Genomic DNA, 17034 nt, shown 5'->3' with positions numbered 1-17034 from the left:
GATAATAATTTAACGCTGTTAGTTATATTTCCTTTTAACAAACCATCTATCGTTCAAAGATAAACTTATTTGGAAATTTATAAAATTCTCTTCTATTAAGTTGTTATTGGTAGTCCCACGTTTTCCAATTTCTACTCCTAGATTTATATTTGAAAACGATGTTACTGCACCAACTGGTAATCCTACTCCAAAAGATATGCCAAACTCGTTAATAGATTCGTTATTTATAATTAAACCTGTTTTTTCGTAACGTAAACCAGCTCTATAAACAGTTCGTTTAAAATAACCACTAAACGAATTATATCGCGGAATATAAAAGCCTCCTAACGAAAATGTAGAACCATCTTCGTAAGTTGTTGCACTACTTGTATATAATGGATTTGAAAAATTACTAGTTTTTTGAGATGTATACTCTGCACCTACAAACCATTTTCTAGGCTGTCCTATTCCTGCGCCAAGGGATAATTTAGATGGTAATGTAAGATCTGTTTCTAATAATCCTTGGGCTTCTAAATCTGTTTCAATAGTATTTATTACAAATTCGTTACCGTTAGAGCCTAGAGAAACCGTTGAAAAAGAACGTTCGTTTATAGAAGTCAAACTACTTTCTGGTGTATATGTAAGTCCAGAAACAAATTCTAATTTCTCATTTAACATCGCTTTGTAAGACAACCCAAAATTAAAACTTAAACCACTTAAATCTGATCTGTTGTTTTCACGAGATTGGTATTGTAAAGGCACATTTTCTGTATCATAATTAATCTCGATAGTACTGTTTTGAATATTCCCAAAATTGTAATTAGCATCTATACCAATACTTAATCCTTTAGCAATTTGATAACCAACACCTAAATAAGTTTTATTTAAACCGCCTTCTCCTTGAAATCTATTTTCAATATCGCCATTACTATTAAGAGATTCTAACTTATAACCTACCGATGTAAATGGTAGAATTCCAAACCCAAATCCAAATTTTCCAACAGGAATGGACAGCGCTAAATAATCAAAAGTTGTAGCGTTTGCAGTTCCTTCAGAAGAACTACTTTTTAAATCTATAGAAGAATAACTACCCCCAACCGAAAACTTAACTGGTCTACTTTCGTTACCATAAAAATTTAAATTATTGGTTGCATAAGATGCTGGATTTCTCAAGTTTACATGAATACTATCATTGTAAATACTTATACCTCCCATACTTCTATTCTCGACAGTACCTTTAAATTTTAAGCTTCCAATACCGTAGAAAGAATATGGTGAGGCTGTACCCTCTTGTGCGTAACTTTGAATTGCAAAAACAGCAATAAAAACTAATACAAGTTTTTTAATCATTAATTTGAATTAAATTGTAAAATATAGTTCAATCCCTCTAAAAGGAAATTAGAGTTGGCAAATATGCTACTTTTTAATTGTTTAGACAAGAATTTAGCATCTCCTCCTGTTAAAATTACTGTTAAATCTGAATATTTTAGTTTATAAGCATTAATTGCACCATCAATTTCATTAAGAACCCCATAAATAACACCCGAATTAATAGATTCTTTAGTTGAATTGCCAAAAATATTCTTTGGCATTTCTGTATCTAACAATGGTAAATTAGCCGTTAAATTATTTAACGCTTTATAGCGCATTCTTATTCCAGGTGAAATTGCACCACCTAAGTATTCATTTTTTATTGTAATAAAATCGTAAGTAATACAACTTCCAGCATCAATAACAAGAACGTTCTCTTCTGGAAATTTTAATACAGAGGCACTCACTAAAGCCAAACGATCTTTCCCTAAGGTTTTCGGGGTTTCGTATTTATTTTTAAAAGGAAGTTTAGTTGTGGTGTCTAGAATTAATAGATAGATTTTGTTACTAATTAATTGTAAATCAATATTATTCACTTGACCAACCGAAGAAATTATACCCTTTTCTATTAATGGGTAGGCCTCAATTAAGGCTTCAACATGCTTCAAAATATATGCAGGTTTTACTGTTTTTTTCTTTACAATTTTACCATCACTAAAAACTGCGAGTTTAGCAAACGTATTTCCTACATCTATTATTAAATTCATTTTTCGAGAAAACGTCAAATTTACAAAAATAAAGCCTTGTAAACGCTCTTATTTAATGAGATACAATTTTTAAGATGTGCATTACAAAATAAACTACACTATTTTTTATAATTTTCTTTTGGTGAATAATAAAAATGAATATATTTGCATCCGCTTTGGCGAGGTACCTTAGCTCAGTTGGTAGAGCAAAGGACTGAAAATCCTTGTGTCCCTGGTTCGATTCCTGGAGGTACCACAAAAAAATCCCGAAACATTACTGTTTACGGGATTTTTTGTTTTTACAGGGCACCCGATTAATTCTACTAACTTAACATCATTCGGAATTTGTTAAGCACTTTTAACTTTAATATTGTCAAACTACTATTTTTATTACATTGAATTAAATGGGGGCGATTGATTAATATTAATTTTCTTTATAACTTTAATCTCTTTCATATTAAAAATAACTCAATAACAAATAAGCTATCTTCTTTGCTATACGCTTTAGTAGTAGCAACTTTTTTATATTATATTAGCATATATACTTTATAAAAAATATTTTTATAAAAGTCTAATTACACCTCTACTAGATATTAAAAAATCAATAAATCATGAGTAATTACCACATAAAACACTTAGAAGAATACTATCAAGTATACCGAAAATCGATAAGATGTCCTGAACACTTTTGGGAAGAAATTGCTGAGGAACATTTTATGTGGCAAAAAAAATGGAACAATGTGTTGAGTTGGGACTTCTCTAAACCAGAGATTAAATGGTTTGAAGGTGCTAAACTTAATATTACCGAAAACTGTATAGATAGGCATTTAGCTACTCGTGGTAACAAAACGGCTATTCTATTTGAACCTAACAATCCATCCGAACTAGCAGAACACATTACTTACAAACAACTTAGCGAACGTGTAAATCGATTTGCAAATGTGCTAAAACAAGAAGGAATTAAAAAAGGAGATCGCGTTTGCATATATCTACCCATGATTCCAGAGCTAGCCATTTCTGTATTAGCTTGTGCTAGAATAGGTGCTATACATTCTGTTGTTTTCGCAGGGTTTTCAGCTACAGCATTATCTACAAGAATTAATGATTCAGATTGTAAAATGGTTATCACAAGCGATGGCTCTTACAGAGGTCCTAAAACAATAGACCTTAAAGGCATCGTTGACGAAGCGCTAGAAAGTTGCTCTGGAGTCAATTCTGTTTTAGTAGCTAAACGAATCCATTCTGGAATAAATATGCAAAATGGACGTGACAAATGGCTACAACCCCTTTTAGATGAAGCTTCAATAGATTGCAAAGCAGAAATCATGGATGCAGAAGATCCTCTTTTCATTCTATACACTTCAGGTTCTACAGGGAAACCTAAAGGTATGGTACATACAACTGCAGGCTATATGGTTTATACTGCCTACACTTTTAAGAATGTATTTCAATATAAAGAAGACGACATTTATTGGTGTACAGCAGATATAGGTTGGATTACTGGACATAGTTATATTGTTTATGGACCATTAGCAAATGGAGCAACAACCGTTATGTTTGAAGGAGTACCTAGTTATCCAGATTACGGACGCTTCTGGGAGATTGTTGAAAAACACAAAATAAATCAATTTTATACGGCTCCTACTGCTATTAGAGCGCTTGCAAAACAAGGCCTCGAAGTAGTTGAAAAACATGACTTATCATCACTTAAAGTTTTAGGCTCTGTTGGAGAACCTATAAATGAAGAAGCTTGGCATTGGTACAATGATAATATTGGCAAAAAACAAAGTCCCATTGTAGATACTTGGTGGCAAACCGAAACAGGTGGTATTATGATTACCCCTATCCCATTTGTAACGCCTACTAAACCAACTTACGCTACGCTCCCTTTTATTGGAATTCAACCAACTTTAATGGATGAAAATGGTAACGAAATTAAAGGCAATCAAGTGAGTGGTCGCTTATGCGTTAAATTTCCATGGCCAAGTATAGCCCGAACCATTTGGGGAAATCATAAACGCTATAAAGACACCTACTTTTCTGCTTATGAAAACAAATATTTTACAGGAGATGGTGCATTACGAGATGAAGTTGGTTATTATAGAATAACTGGACGTGTTGATGATGTTATTATTGTCTCTGGACACAACTTAGGCACGGCTCCAATTGAAGATGCAGTTAATGAACATCCAGCAGTGGCTGAATCGGCTATTGTAGGTTTTCCTCATGATGTTAAAGGTAATGCTCTTTATGGTTATGTTATTTTAAAGGATGTTGGTGAAACCAGAGATCATAATAACTTAAGAAAAGAAATAAATCAAATAATTACCGAACACATAGGACCAATTGCTAAGTTAGATAAAATTCAATTCACCGAAGGGCTACCTAAAACACGCTCTGGAAAAATAATGCGACGCATTTTAAGAAAAATAGCACATAACGATATCTCTAATTTAGGCGACACTAGCACCTTATTAAATCCTGAAGTGGTTCAAAGTATTATTGATGGCAAAAAAAATGCAGATAATACCAATTGGTAAAGCTGAAACAAATTTAATCATCAGACTTTTAATGATTCTCAATATCCATAAAAATTCTTAAACAATAGTTAATTTTATTGTTAAGTAAACCTCTTTTATGCGACTACAACTATTAGATTTTTATCTTTATCAAAAAATATAATATGCAAAAAACATACTACGATCCTGCTGACCTTAGAAAATTTGGCAATATCACAGAATGGGATGAAGAATTGGGGAATAAATTCTTCGAGTATTACTCTAAAGTTTTTGAAGAAGGCGCACTTACGGCTCGTGAAAAAGCACTTATAGCATTAGCCGTTTCACATACCGAACAATGCCCATACTGCATAGATGCTTACACTAAAGACACATTGCAACGTGGTGTTACAAAAGAAGAAATGATGGAAGCCATTCATGTTGGTGCTGCTATAAAAAGTGGTGCAACACTAGTACATGGGGTACAAATGATGAATAAAGTAAACAAGTTAGACGGATAATATTTTGGGCGTTACCACAAGGGTCGGGCTTTCACTACTCGCTCCCTCCTATCGTCGGGGAGCTCAAACAGACCGCTCAATCCCTAACGCAAAACCAGAACTCAATATTTACCGCAAGAAATATATATTAGTAAAAACAATTAATGGCAACAAAGTCCCTACATAAACGCGAAAGCGATTTAGCAAATAGCAATAGACAACTTGAGATTTTATCCAATGGAATTTTTCAAAATGGCGACCTACCTACTTTTAAAAAGAAAATTGCAGAAAGCAATCAATTTCCATTAAAAGCCAGAAAATTAGAAATTCTCCAAATAAACGTCGGCTACATGTGCAACCAAGTCTGCGATCATTGTCATGTAGATGCAGGTCCAGACCGAAAAGAGATTATGACACGTGAGACGATGAAGCAATGCTTGGAGGTTATAAAAAATACTGATGCCCACACACTAGATTTAACTGGCGGTGCTCCAGAAATGAATCCAGATTTTAGATGGTTTGTTGAAGAAGCTGCTAAGGCAGGTATTAAAGATTTTATAGTTCGCTCTAATCTCACAATTATTAGAGCAAATAAAAAATATTACGATTTACCCGAGTTTTTTAAAAAACACAATGTTCACGTAGTAAGCTCTATGCCACATTGGACTCGTGGTAAAACAGACAAGCAACGTGGTGATGGTGTTTTTGATAAGTCCATAAAAGCGCTTCAAGAATTAAACACTGTAGGTTATGGCATGCCCAATAGCAACTTACGTTTAGACCTAGTTTATAACCCATCGGGAGCATTTTTACCAGGAGATCAAGCATCCATGGAAAAGGATTTCAAAAAAGCATTAAAAGAAGATTTCGATATTCAATTTCATAACCTATTTGCTATCACAAATCTGCCAATCTCAAGGTTTTTAGATTACCTAATTGCATCAGAAAATTACGAAGATTATATGTATTCTTTAGTTGATGCTTATAATCCTGCTGCTGTTGCTAACGTTATGTGTACAAATACACTTTCTGTTAGTTGGGATGGCTATCTTTACGACTGCGATTTTAATCAAATGTTAGAATTACCAGTAAATAGTAAAGTGAAACATATTTCTGATTATAATGAAAAATTATTGGAAGGCAGAAACGTTGTTATATCACAACATTGCTACGGTTGTACCGCAGGCGCAGGCAGTAGCTGTCAAGGTGTAGTGGCTTAAAACTTTTGAATGAAAAACACTCTCTCTATAATATTAATTGCGTTTCATTGTTCTTTGTTTGCTCAAAAATCAATTGATAAATTATTGAAACAATATAACGACAATAGTGTACCATATATAACCGTTCAAGAACTAGCTATGCCTAAAACAAATGCTATAATTTTGGATTCTAGAGAGCTAATCGAATATAAAACAAGCCATTTAAAAAATGCGATTCATGTTGGGTATGATAACTTTAGTATTGACAGTCTTCAAAAAAAAATCCCTAACAAAAATTCAAGAATTGTTGTTTATTGTTCCGTCGGAATACGATCAGAATCCATAGCAGATAGCTTAAAACTTGCTGGTTATAATCAAGTTGAAAACCTATTTGGCGGTATTTTTGAATGGAAAAACAATAATTTTCCAGTTTACAATATTGAAGAAAAAGAAACTGATAGTATTCACACGTTCTCCAAAACTTGGAGCAAATGGTTAAAAAAAGGCGTAAAAGTATATGAATAAGGAACTCGTTATCGTTTTTGTAAAGAATATTAAACTTGGTAAAGTAAAAACTAGGTTAGCTAAAACTATTGGTAATCAAGGGGCTTTTAATGTGTATAGCGAACTTGTTAAAGTAACACAAGAAGCTACAAAAAATATTAAAGCAGATAAACGTATTTATTTTTCTGAAGCTATTGTAAAAACTCAATGGAAAGGCAACCACAAAATGGTTCAAGAAGGAAAAGATTTAGGTGAGCGCATGAAAAACGCCTTTAAAAAAGGGTTTGAAGATGGCTATAAGCGTATTGTACTCATTGGGTCCGACTTACCAAACATAAGTGCTACACATATTGAAGAAGGATTGAAATTATTACATGATAATGAGGTTACATTTGGACCAGCATTAGATGGAGGATATTATTTAATTGGTCTAAACTCATTTCATGAAATAATTTTTAATAATAAACCATGGAGTAAATCAAACTTATTAGAAATTACATTGAAAGAATTGGATCTACAAAAAATTAGTTACACATTACTTGAACCTTTAAACGATATTGATACTTTTGAAGATTTAACAACTTCAGAATTTTATAAATCCAATTTAGAATTACAGAAAAAAATAACACAATTACATGATTAAATATATAAACGAAACGGTTGAATATTTACAAGACAAAGGTTTCGATAATCCAGAAATAGGAATCGTTTTAGGAACCGGCTTAGGGCAACTTATAAACCATGTTAACGTTTTAAAAGAAGTTAGTTATAACCATATTCCTAACTTCCCTACGGCTACGGTTGAGTTTCACAAAGGCAAACTTATTTATGGTGTCTTAGAAGGGAAAAAAGTAATTGTTATGCAGGGGCGTTTTCATTTATACGAAGGATATACGCTACAAGATGTTACTTACCCTGTTAGAATCATGGAAAAATTAGGCATTAAAACTTTGTTGGTTTCTAATGCAGCTGGAGCCATTAATCTAAACTTTAAAAAAGGAGAATTAATGCTAATCGAAGATCATATAAATCTTCAAGGTAGTTCACCCCTAGCTTTTAAAGGCGTCGAACTTTTAGGTGAACGTTTTACAGATATGAGCGCACCTTACGATAAAGCTATAAATGAGACCTTTAAAGCCATTGCCAAACAAAATAACATCAAGCTTCACGAAGGCGTTTACGCAAGTGTTGTTGGACCTCAATTAGAGACTAGAGCAGAATATCGTATGCTTAAAGTAATTGGAGCCGATGCTGTGGGTATGAGTACGGTTCCAGAAATTATAGTTGCAAATCATTTGAAATTAAAAGTGGCGGCCGTGTCAGTTTTAACAGATGAATGCGACCCAGATAGCTTAAAGGCCGTCGACATTGGAGAAATTATCGAAATGGCAACAAAGGCTGAACCAAACATGATTACCCTATTTAAAGAACTAATAAAAACCTTATAGTGGTGTAATGTTTGTTACATCATTTTAGACTAAAGAAACTACCTTTATTCTTTCAAATAATTTTTAAGAATCACATTATGGATAACTATTTAGAAACCACACACGATGTATATAAAGAAGCAGCCTTAACTCCAGATGTTGGCCTTTGCTGTACCACAAATCCTATTTGGGAATTACCAGGACTTAAAATCCCTAGAATCATGCAAGAAATGAACTATGGTTGTGGTTCTACAGTACATGCACGCGATTTAACAAACAACCCAAAAATGCTTTATGTTGGCGTTGGTGGCGGCATGGAATTATTACAATTCTCCTATTTTAATCGTCAAAAAAATGGTGTCGTTGGTATTGATGTTGTTGATGAAATGTTAGAAGCATCTCGTAAAAACTTTATTGAAGCCGAAGCACAAAATGATTGGTTTAAAAGTGAATTTGTTGAATTAAAAAAAGGTGATGCCTTAAATCTTCCAGTCGAAGATAATAGCATAGATGTGGCGGCACAAAATTGTTTGTTCAATATTTTTAAAGCAGACGATTTAAAAAAAGCCATAGCCGAAATGTATCGCGTTTTAAAACCTCATGGACGTTTAGTAATGAGTGATCCAACATGTGAGCAGCCAATGAATGAAGAACTACGAAATGACGAGCGCTTACGAGCTTTATGCTTAAGTGGCAGCCTTCCTATTTCAGAATACATAAAAGCACTAACAGATGCTGGTTTTGGCACTATTGAAATTCGTGCACGTAAACCATATAGAATATTGGATCCAAAAAACTATCCAACAGATGAATTAATATATATAGAATCTATAGAAGTTGCAGCCATAAAAGACCCCATGCCAGAAGATGGCCCTTGTATATTTACGGGAAAAGCGGCTATTTATTATGGTGATGAAGATTATTTTGATGATAATGCTGGTCATGTATTATTAAAAAATCAACCCTTAGCAATTTGCGATAAAACAGCAAGAGCACTGCAAGCTCTAAATAGAGATGATATTTATTTATCAGAATCTACTTTTCATTATGATGGTGGTGGATGTTGTTAATTAAATAATATAATTATGTTTTAAATCCTATGAGTTTTCTCATAGGATTTTTTATTTTCATCCATAATTACCAAATTCAATATAACATGAACATAAAACTATTTCTGATTTTACTAATGGTAATTCAATTTAGTGGGTTATCACAAAATATTGAAATAACAAAAGGAGAAATTACTAAAGACAGACAGTTTTTAATTGATAAAAATGAAATGACTGCATGTGATAACAAAGGAAATTTTGTAGCTCTTAGACCACATAGAATAAATGGCAGCTTAAGAAATTATTTTATTGAATTTTTTAATGATTTGAACTTTATAGAACGACAAGAAATAGAGACAAAAAACTTAACAGAGATTCTCGACTTCTTTATTAAAGACAATAAAATACATGTTTTAATAAGAGAAACGACTAGTAAAGAAATATCTGTCCGGTTTGATTTATTCGATTTATTTGAAAAGCAAAAATCCTCTAAAATATTAATTACGGCTAATAAAGAAACAGACAAAGTTTTATATAAGGCTTTAAAATCTGAAAACACATTATCACTAGATTATAACTCAAATTACTTACTAAGTTTTCAAGTTTTAAATAAAGAGTCTATATACTCATATTTGAAACTTTTTGATTCTAATTTCAATTTAATAAAATCTGAGAAAATTACACCAAACCACAACTCTAAAATTAAAAATATCAGCCATTTAAACACAAAATTACATGGCAAGAACATATATCTTCTATACAATATTCAAGATGAAGAAGCTGGGAATTATTATAAATTAATTAATATTTCTAATGAAAAAACAAGAGAACTAATAATACCTATAGAACAAGAATTCTATCAACTAATAAATTCTAAAATTGAATACAATAATTACACAATATGTGGGCTTTATTCGAAAAAAAAGAAAGGTGGTTTCCAAGGCTTAGCACATTATAACATAAATCTTACTAAGTTTGAAATATCATCAAGCAAATTATCTCAATTCAAATCTGAAGAAGCAAAAAAATATTTTATTGGCTTATTTAAAGCTAATAGAAGCCTCGATATAAAGGACATCTTTATTGATACAAATAATAATACCTTTATTGTTGGGCAATTTTACACATTACGAAAGCAATATGCTCCAGTAGGTATTCCTTTAGCTACTTTCACAATTGGTAGTATGGCGGCTTTTATAACATACAACCCAATAAGCACTACTTACAAAGTTTATGACGACATTTTAATAGCAAAAATAGACGCTAGTGGAAACTTAATTTGGGATAAGGTCTTGGGGTTAAAACAGACTGAAAAAATACAATCTAAATTCAATCAAAAAGACTCATCATATTTTGCATATCTTAAAAACGACCAATTAAATATTTTATTGAATGGATATATTAACCCATCAAAAGAAAAGTTAGTCATACAACAAGATAAGAGAAATTCTAAGACCAATTTATACAACTTGGTTATATCTGAAAAGGGAAATATTTCTTCTGAAATTTTTATTAAAAACTCAGATTCAGAAATATTATTTATTGCCGAAAAATCAATAGAAACAAATCATAACAAGATCTTCAATCTGGGACAAGGCAATATGAGGAAACAGTTAATAAAAATAGAATTGTAAAAACGAATTCAAAGTTAATATTGTAAGTTATAGGTAATTTTAAGACAAACATGATATAACATTTATGGTTTGAGAATTTTATTAATTTTTATTGTATTCATTAGTTTTTTTAGCGCTTGCTGTGGCACAAAAACTGTTGTAAAAAATGTGCCTAAGCCATTTACTAAAAACGAATTACAGATCGAGGAGAAAAATAATGTAGCGGACATCGATTCTACCAAAGCAATAAAAGAAAATCCTATACTACCAGAAACAGAAGAAATAATAGCAGTAGACAAAACAACAGTTAACAAAACTGAAATTTCCAATCATAGCTCTTATAACGCATTACTATATAAATATGTTTCTAATGAGGGGAATGTAAACTACGACGCATTGAAAAAAGATGATGCAAAAAGTCTAAGAGATTATATTGTAAGCCTCGGCAAAAATCTTCCAAATGAAAGTTGGTCTAAAGAAGAAAAATTAGCTTTTTGGATAAACGCATATAACGCACTAACTATCGATTTGATATTAAGAAACTATCCCATAAACAGCATTAAAGATATTAAAGATCCTTGGGATCAACGCCTTTGGAAATTTGGTAAAAAATGGTATAATCTTAATGATATAGAGCATCAAATTCTTCGAAAAATGAATGAACCCAGAATTCATTTTGCTATAGTTTGTGCTTCATTTTCTTGTCCTAAATTACAAAACGAAGCCTTTACCGCAATAAACTTAGAAAAACAACTCACATCTGCCACCAAAGAATTCTTGAACGATTCGAAACGCAATCAAATAGGTGCAAACAGCATAAAATTATCAAAAATATTTCAGTGGTTTGCCAAAGATTTCAAACAAGATGGTAGCTTAATAGTCTTTTTAAATCTATATTCAGATATTAAAATATCTCCTAATGCAAAAAAGCGATTCATGGATTACAACTGGAATCTAAATGAATAAACAAATTTCTATTGTTATACCTGTTTTAAATGAAGAAGTTTACATAGGTAAACTATTAGAACATTTATTGGCTAAATCGTCAACACAAAACATTTCTGAAATTATAGTTGTTGACGGAGGAAGTAAAGATAATACACAAGACATTGTTAAAGCCTTTTCAACATTTAATCGTAACACCACAAAAGAAGCATACCATTATATAGATAATAACATTTCGCAAAATAGTATTACAGAAAAGCAAATTTCAAAAACAAAGATTAAACTTATAAATTCAGAAAAAGGGCGTGCTAAACAAATGAATTTAGGTGCCAAATTTTCAAATGGCGGCATCCTCTATTTTTTACACGCCGATTCTTTTCCGCCAAAAAATTTCGATAAATTAATTTTAAATGAAATTACAAAAGGTAATAACGCAGGTTGTTTTAGAATGCAATTTGAAAGCGCCCATTGGTGGTTACAATTAGCCAGTTGGCTTACAAAATTTAGCTGGCGGGCATGCAGAGGTGGTGACCAAAGCCAGTTTATAAAAAAAACATTATTTAATGAAATTGGTGGCTATGATGAGAGTTATATTATTTATGAAGATAATATTTTAATAAATGAATTATTTGCCAGAAAAGAGTTTGTAGTTATTAATGAAAAAATACGTACTTCAGCGAGATTATACAAAAAACATGGTGTTTGGAAGCTACAGTATTATTTTTGGAGTATTTATGTTAAAAGGTGGTTTGGTGCAGATGCCAATGAGTTGTATCGTTATTATAAAAAGAAAATTTGCACTAATTAGAACGTATTCCTTCCCTGCTCATTAGGGTATAAGTTTGGCAAATTATCACTTTGGAAAACGTCCTTAGTATCCACATTAACTACTGAAAGCTTTCCTGTAAATGCAGCTCCTGTATCAATATTCCAAACATTAATAGCATTCATAGGCACATCAACTTTAAAATTTATTGTTGGTGTATGACCGATATAAATTTCCTTATAATGCTTCAATCTATTTGGATAAATTACAGAATCTTTTTCAATTTGTTTATCCATAGTCAATGCCATTTCCCAAAGCGTTCTATCGAAATAGAAGGTAGTTTCGAACACTTCCTTTTCTACTCCATGCATAGAGGTAAATCCAGCATGCAAAAACAAACGATTCTTATTATCTAAATAATACAAAGGCATATTTTTAAAAAAGTTTAAATGTACTTTTTTGTCATTTTCAGAAATCCCTTCGTAACTCTCTATGGTTTCCTTTCCTCCGTGCATATACCACGTTGGGTTTACATCTGAGCTTCTTAACCATTCTTCGCACCAAACATCATGATTTCCTTTTATAAATACACAGTTTATGTTTTCTGAAAGCTCGATTAAGAATTGAATAACTTGTGCAGACTCGCTCCAACCATCTACATAATCGCCTACAAAGATTAAAGTATCTTCATCTTTAACTTCAATTTTATTTAAGACTTGAATCAACGCTTTTAATCCCCCGTGTATATCTCCTATTGCGAATGTGCGCATGCTTATATTTTTTTCACAAAATTAGTTGTTTAAATTAACTTATTAATCTGTGTTAGATAAATATTAATAAAATATAAGCGACTTAAAACCAATACAAAACAGAACTATTTATACTCAGAAAAGTCTTGTTTTAGCCTTGTGGGTATAGAATTTAGTAAAATAGACTTAGAAGGTTTTTAAACTTCGCAGGTTTAAAACAACTAATTTATAATCTGTATTTTATTTCTCGAAATGAAGTTGCTAATGAACTGTTTTTAGCAAACAATCTTGCGTTTTTAGTTTATAAACTGCGATGGCGGATCTGTGTGTTAGGGATTGAGGCATTTGTTGAAGCTCTTTTTGTGTTGTTGCACCTATGCAACACAAAAAAGCGACTGCCGAAAGCCCGACCGAAGTGATTCCTGCAAGGTTTAAAAAAACCTTGTAGGTTTGAACGTAGGGAACACCCAAAAAAAGAGATTAAAAATATTGACCTATACCAAAAACAAGACCATTTGTAGCATCACTCCCTACCCCGAAGCCATAATCTAGCCTGAAAACGGCATTAAATATGCGTTTATGTATAAACCGAAGCCCTAATCCTGGATAAAACTTAACGGTACTACCATCGAATAATTCGTTTAAATTTTCTCCTGGATTTCTCCAAGAACCCGCATCTATAAAGGCATTGCTTTGTATAACAAACCAGCCTTTTTCATATAATGTGTGTCTGTATTCTGTATTTAAAACAATGGACGCTGTACCTCTATCAATGGTGTTGCCTACGCCTCTAATATTTAATTGATTATCTACGGCAAATGGCGCAAATGGGGTATCGTCATTAGAGGCATAAGCGAGTCGTAATCTGTTTGCCCAATTGCCTTTATTGCCTATTCTTTTGAAATATTCAAAATCGTTCCAGCCTATAAAAAAATTGTTTAACAAATCGTTTTCGCCCGTTGCTCCTGTTACAAATCTGTAGGTTAAAAGGCTTCTGAAACCGCTTTGATACTGGTAAAATATATTGATATTATTATACTCATACTCGCCTATAATAGCGGTTTTATTGGCTTTTAATTGTTCTGGAATTCCCGCTTGTAAATTGCCTTCTAAATAATTATAATGTTCTGAAGATAAGTTTAAACCTAACTCTAAACGGTTGTGAAAATTGGGTTCGTATTGTAATTTTATTTCGAATGCTTTTGTGCTAAACTTATAATTAACATCGTTATCATTTTCAAAAAATACGGGTTCTTGAGATACTAAATTTTGATAGTTTATACCGACACCTAATTTACGAGTGAATAAGTTTGGAGCTTCCCAAAACGCCGCATAAGAATTGAATACATTTCTGCTATAAAAACCGCCTATTATTTGGTTTCTGCCTAAAAAATTAAAATCGAATATGGAGGTTCTATAAGCAAACTCGCCATTATTATCTGTTGAAATATTTAAACCTGGTATGATGGCAAAATTTTCTTCTATAATATATGTTAGATGATACCTAGAATTGTTTGCTGGTACTACTTTATAGCTTACATTGGCTACTGATGGTAATAACTTTAAACGCCTAATATCTGAAGCAATTTTAGTAGAGTCTAAAACCGCGCCATCTTTTACAAAGGCTAATCGTTTTAAAAAACTGGTTTTTGTTCTTTTATTGCCTTCTATGTTTACTTGTGAAATGACATTAGTTTGTGCAAAAACTCCTGTTATAAATAATACTAAAACGATTAACAACCTGTATTTCAATCTCATGCTATTTATTAATTTTGAGATTAGACGTATGAAGTTAATTGAAATTACTTTTATTCCTGAATTTTGATGATTTAATAAACAGACAGTTTATAAGACACTCTAAACAAGCGTATTATTCCATATTCTCTATTCTTAACAAGAACATTATTTTGATTTATATTGCTTTTTTATCAAAGCTTCTACAGGCTTATTTTGTGGTGTAAACATAAAATTGTCATTCCCTCCTGCTTTATCATGATTATGAAACCACTTCCAAAGAAAACCACCCGCAAACCATTCTTCTTTCCAAAAGGTTTCAAACAAGGCTTGAGTTGTATTGGTTTGAGCTTCTAAATTTACTTGACTCATACTTCTATCGCTAACCCATGGCGATTTCCCAGAATAATTAACACTTCTATATCCAAATTCTGTAAACAAAATAGGTTTAGCATTTTTATCAGAGACCTCTTTAACCACTTGTTTATGTTTTTTCCAGCCCTCCAAACATTCATCAACAGTTGGTGTTTTACTATCGCTCACAGGAAAATAAGCATCAATGCCAATATAATCTAAATCATTCCAAAACGGGGTTCGTTTAAACTCATCCCAATTTGCTGCATAAGTAAGCTTTCCTTTGTATTTTGCTTTTATCTTTTTTATTAAAGAATTCCAAAATTTAGGCCTATTTTCAATAAACTTTTCCAACTCGGTACCCATACAAAAAAGTTCCGCTTGAACCTGATTAGCTAAATCTGCATATTCTAAAATGAAACTTGCATAAGAATCTTCTAAAGTTTTCCAATCGGCTTCATTTTTCATTTCTATTAATCCTGTAAACTCACCTCGCCAAACCCAAATTTGAGGTTTAATCATGATTTTAATCTGCTTATTTCTAAGCTCTGAAATATATTGTTCAGCACCTGCTTTAGTTTCACCAAACCATTGTCTATCAGTATTATAAATTACTTCAGGGTGCGCTAAGTTTTTTATAAACCCAAAAGGCATAATTGCTGCATAATTAGCATTTACATTTACAATAGGGTTAATATGAGTTTCATTTACCCGCTCACTAGATGCCACAAAACTTACCCCATTAATTTTAGGCGTTTGTGTGGTACAAGACAACATACTAAATACACATAAAAAAATTAAGAGCTTTAATTTCATTCTATTATGATATTAAAACTCCTAATTTACTATAAAAACTAAAGCGACTTCTTAAACCTGTGTTAAAAGAAAACAGTGCTTACTGCTTATTCAAATTCCAATCATAAGGAAAGTAACTTACTTTAAAATCGTTAGGGATTTTATTTGTTCGGTAAGTATTAATAAAATCGATTTCGGTTGCCTCATTCATGGTAAAATCTTCTTTATACCACTCCATAATTTGAGAAACAGCAACCTGCTTATTTTTAGAATTTAGTTTAATAAAACTTCCGTTAATTGCTTTTCTGGTTTGTGTTTCTAATTGTTTATTCAATGTATTTGGAAGATAAGCACCACTAATTAATGGCGGGCAACCTACTGCACCACATACTAACACAAAGTGAAATCTAGGGTCTTTAAACTGCGCTCTTAACATCTTATTTTCAATAGTATTTAAAGTAATTTCACCACCTCCTAGATTATACAGCGTTTTATCAAAAAATCCTTTTTGGTCTAAAGGCGATTTGGTAGGGTAAGCATCAACAATGCCTTTTATTACAGCTAAATTATAGGCATTAATCCAAAAGGCTTGATATATATTTGCATCATTTTTTGAAACCGAAATACCTTCTGCTATTTTTAATAATGCATTTAATGCATTTGAGTTTTGGTGTATCTTAGAATAGGCCACTTTTCCATTAGACACATTTGTTTTAAAAAATGCATCCGATTTATTAAAAAAAGCATCTATACTTTGTGCATTAGCGGAAACAATTCCTGAAAAAACGATTATGATAATTATGATTTTTTTCATTATTGATTTATTAAATTTCTATTCACTAAAAGCTTAAGTCTGCTAAATTTC

At 31.9% G+C, this 17034-nt stretch carries 16 protein-coding genes and 1 tRNA gene; 11 read left to right on the top strand and 6 right to left on the bottom strand.

Annotated elements, in window-relative coordinates; all coding sequences use genetic code 11:
• Positions 1-18 precede the first annotated feature (18 nt).
• Together Q0739_RS05980 and Q0739_RS05975 are read right to left on the bottom strand one after the other, a co-directional pair.
• Positions 19-1329 (bottom strand): hypothetical protein, encoded by a 1311-nt coding sequence (locus tag Q0739_RS05980; RefSeq protein ID WP_298237799.1) that lies wholly within the window; start codon positions 1327-1329, stop codon positions 19-21.
• Positions 1329-2057, bottom strand: coding sequence for a type III pantothenate kinase (locus tag Q0739_RS05975; RefSeq protein WP_298237798.1), 729 nt, complete (start codon positions 2055-2057; stop codon positions 1329-1331). The genes Q0739_RS05980 and Q0739_RS05975 overlap by 1 nt, the downstream gene beginning before the upstream one ends.
• Before the next feature lie 162 nt (positions 2058-2219).
• Between Q0739_RS05975 and Q0739_RS05970 the strand changes: the two genes are divergently transcribed.
• From Q0739_RS05970 to Q0739_RS05920, 11 genes are all read left to right on the top strand, one after another.
• Positions 2220-2292, top strand: a tRNA-Phe gene (locus Q0739_RS05970).
• A 355-nt stretch (positions 2293-2647) separates the two neighbouring features.
• Positions 2648-4576 carry an acetate--CoA ligase gene (gene acs / locus Q0739_RS05965; RefSeq protein WP_298237797.1) on the top strand — a complete coding sequence of 643 codons (1929 nt, stop codon included), beginning with the start codon at positions 2648-2650 and terminating at the stop codon, positions 4574-4576.
• Positions 4577-4719: 143 nt separating this feature from the next.
• Positions 4720-5055 (top strand): arsenosugar biosynthesis-associated peroxidase-like protein, encoded by a 336-nt coding sequence (locus tag Q0739_RS05960; RefSeq protein WP_298237796.1) that lies wholly within the window; start codon positions 4720-4722, stop codon positions 5053-5055.
• A 143-nt stretch (positions 5056-5198) separates the two neighbouring features.
• A complete protein-coding gene (gene arsS / locus Q0739_RS05955) occupies positions 5199-6254 on the top strand; it encodes an arsenosugar biosynthesis radical SAM (seleno)protein ArsS (protein ID WP_298237795.1) in 1056 nt (351 codons plus the stop codon).
• A gap of 9 nt (positions 6255-6263) precedes the next feature.
• Complete coding sequence (locus tag Q0739_RS05950) at positions 6264-6758, top strand: rhodanese-like domain-containing protein (protein WP_298237794.1); 495 nt, start codon at positions 6264-6266, stop codon at positions 6756-6758.
• On the top strand, positions 6751-7380 hold the full coding sequence (locus Q0739_RS05945) for a TIGR04282 family arsenosugar biosynthesis glycosyltransferase (RefSeq protein ID WP_298237793.1): 630 nt from the start codon (positions 6751-6753) through the stop codon (positions 7378-7380). The genes Q0739_RS05950 and Q0739_RS05945 overlap by 8 nt, the downstream gene beginning before the upstream one ends.
• Complete coding sequence (locus Q0739_RS05940) at positions 7373-8185, top strand: purine-nucleoside phosphorylase (RefSeq protein ID WP_298237792.1); 813 nt, start codon at positions 7373-7375, stop codon at positions 8183-8185. Before Q0739_RS05945 ends, Q0739_RS05940 begins: the two co-directional genes overlap by 8 nt.
• Before the next feature lie 77 nt (positions 8186-8262).
• Positions 8263-9234, top strand: a complete 972-nt coding sequence (gene arsM, locus Q0739_RS05935; protein WP_298237791.1) for an arsenosugar biosynthesis arsenite methyltransferase ArsM — start codon at positions 8263-8265, stop codon at positions 9232-9234.
• Positions 9235-9320: 86 nt separating this feature from the next.
• Entirely contained in the window at positions 9321-10847 is a 1527-nt protein-coding gene (locus tag Q0739_RS05930; protein ID WP_298237790.1) for a hypothetical protein, read from the top strand.
• Positions 10848-10916: 69 nt separating this feature from the next.
• The gene (locus Q0739_RS05925; RefSeq protein ID WP_298237789.1) at positions 10917-11792 is read left to right on the top strand and encodes a DUF547 domain-containing protein; all 876 of its coding nucleotides are present in this window, start codon (positions 10917-10919) and stop codon (positions 11790-11792) included.
• Positions 11785-12579 carry a TIGR04283 family arsenosugar biosynthesis glycosyltransferase gene (locus tag Q0739_RS05920; protein ID WP_298237788.1) on the top strand — a complete coding sequence of 265 codons (795 nt, stop codon included), beginning with the start codon at positions 11785-11787 and terminating at the stop codon, positions 12577-12579. The genes Q0739_RS05925 and Q0739_RS05920 overlap by 8 nt, the downstream gene beginning before the upstream one ends.
• On the opposite strand, the gene Q0739_RS05915 is transcribed toward Q0739_RS05920, so the two are convergent.
• From Q0739_RS05915 to Q0739_RS05900, 4 genes are all read right to left on the bottom strand, one after another.
• Complete coding sequence (locus Q0739_RS05915) at positions 12576-13307, bottom strand: metallophosphoesterase family protein (protein WP_298237787.1); 732 nt, start codon at positions 13305-13307, stop codon at positions 12576-12578. The two genes, Q0739_RS05920 and Q0739_RS05915, sit on opposite strands and share 4 nt — an antisense overlap.
• A gap of 459 nt (positions 13308-13766) precedes the next feature.
• The gene (locus Q0739_RS05910) at positions 13767-15044 is read right to left on the bottom strand and encodes a POTRA domain-containing protein (protein ID WP_298237786.1); all 1278 of its coding nucleotides are present in this window, start codon (positions 15042-15044) and stop codon (positions 13767-13769) included.
• Between the two features lie 144 nt (positions 15045-15188).
• Positions 15189-16190, bottom strand: a complete 1002-nt coding sequence (locus Q0739_RS05905) for a glycoside hydrolase (RefSeq protein WP_298237785.1) — start codon at positions 16188-16190, stop codon at positions 15189-15191.
• Between the two features lie 79 nt (positions 16191-16269).
• Positions 16270-16983 (bottom strand): DUF547 domain-containing protein, encoded by a 714-nt coding sequence (locus Q0739_RS05900; RefSeq protein WP_298237784.1) that lies wholly within the window; start codon positions 16981-16983, stop codon positions 16270-16272.
• Between the last annotated feature and the right edge of the window lie 51 nt (positions 16984-17034).

This window comes from uncultured Algibacter sp., assembly GCF_947487605.1.
Classification (GTDB): domain Bacteria; phylum Bacteroidota; class Bacteroidia; order Flavobacteriales; family Flavobacteriaceae; genus Algibacter_D.
This window is presented reverse-complemented; position numbering and strand designations above follow the sequence as displayed.

What these genes read in the sequence shown, in the direction of transcription:
- Q0739_RS05905 (WP_298237785.1), bottom strand. Translation starts at nt 16,190, where the DNA reads ATGAAATTAAAGCTCTTAATTTTTTTATGTGTATTTAGTATGTTGTCT.
- Q0739_RS05915 (WP_298237787.1), bottom strand. Translation starts at nt 13,307, where the DNA reads ATGCGCACATTCGCAATAGGAGATATACACGGGGGATTAAAAGCGTTG.
- arsM (WP_298237791.1), top strand. Translation starts at nt 8,263, where the DNA reads ATGGATAACTATTTAGAAACCACACACGATGTATATAAAGAAGCAGCC.
- Q0739_RS05910 (WP_298237786.1), bottom strand. Translation starts at nt 15,044, where the DNA reads ATGAGATTGAAATACAGGTTGTTAATCGTTTTAGTATTATTTATAACA.
- Q0739_RS05975 (WP_298237798.1), bottom strand. Translation starts at nt 2,057, where the DNA reads ATGAATTTAATAATAGATGTAGGAAATACGTTTGCTAAACTCGCAGTT.
- Q0739_RS05960 (WP_298237796.1), top strand. Translation starts at nt 4,720, where the DNA reads ATGCAAAAAACATACTACGATCCTGCTGACCTTAGAAAATTTGGCAAT.
- Q0739_RS05945 (WP_298237793.1), top strand. Translation starts at nt 6,751, where the DNA reads ATGAATAAGGAACTCGTTATCGTTTTTGTAAAGAATATTAAACTTGGT.
- Q0739_RS05940 (WP_298237792.1), top strand. Translation starts at nt 7,373, where the DNA reads ATGATTAAATATATAAACGAAACGGTTGAATATTTACAAGACAAAGGT.
- Q0739_RS05980 (WP_298237799.1), bottom strand. Translation starts at nt 1,329, where the DNA reads ATGATTAAAAAACTTGTATTAGTTTTTATTGCTGTTTTTGCAATTCAA.
- Q0739_RS05930 (WP_298237790.1), top strand. Translation starts at nt 9,321, where the DNA reads ATGAACATAAAACTATTTCTGATTTTACTAATGGTAATTCAATTTAGT.
- Q0739_RS05950 (WP_298237794.1), top strand. Translation starts at nt 6,264, where the DNA reads ATGAAAAACACTCTCTCTATAATATTAATTGCGTTTCATTGTTCTTTG.
- arsS (WP_298237795.1), top strand. Translation starts at nt 5,199, where the DNA reads ATGGCAACAAAGTCCCTACATAAACGCGAAAGCGATTTAGCAAATAGC.
- acs (WP_298237797.1), top strand. Translation starts at nt 2,648, where the DNA reads ATGAGTAATTACCACATAAAACACTTAGAAGAATACTATCAAGTATAC.
- Q0739_RS05920 (WP_298237788.1), top strand. Translation starts at nt 11,785, where the DNA reads ATGAATAAACAAATTTCTATTGTTATACCTGTTTTAAATGAAGAAGTT.
- Q0739_RS05900 (WP_298237784.1), bottom strand. Translation starts at nt 16,983, where the DNA reads ATGAAAAAAATCATAATTATCATAATCGTTTTTTCAGGAATTGTTTCC.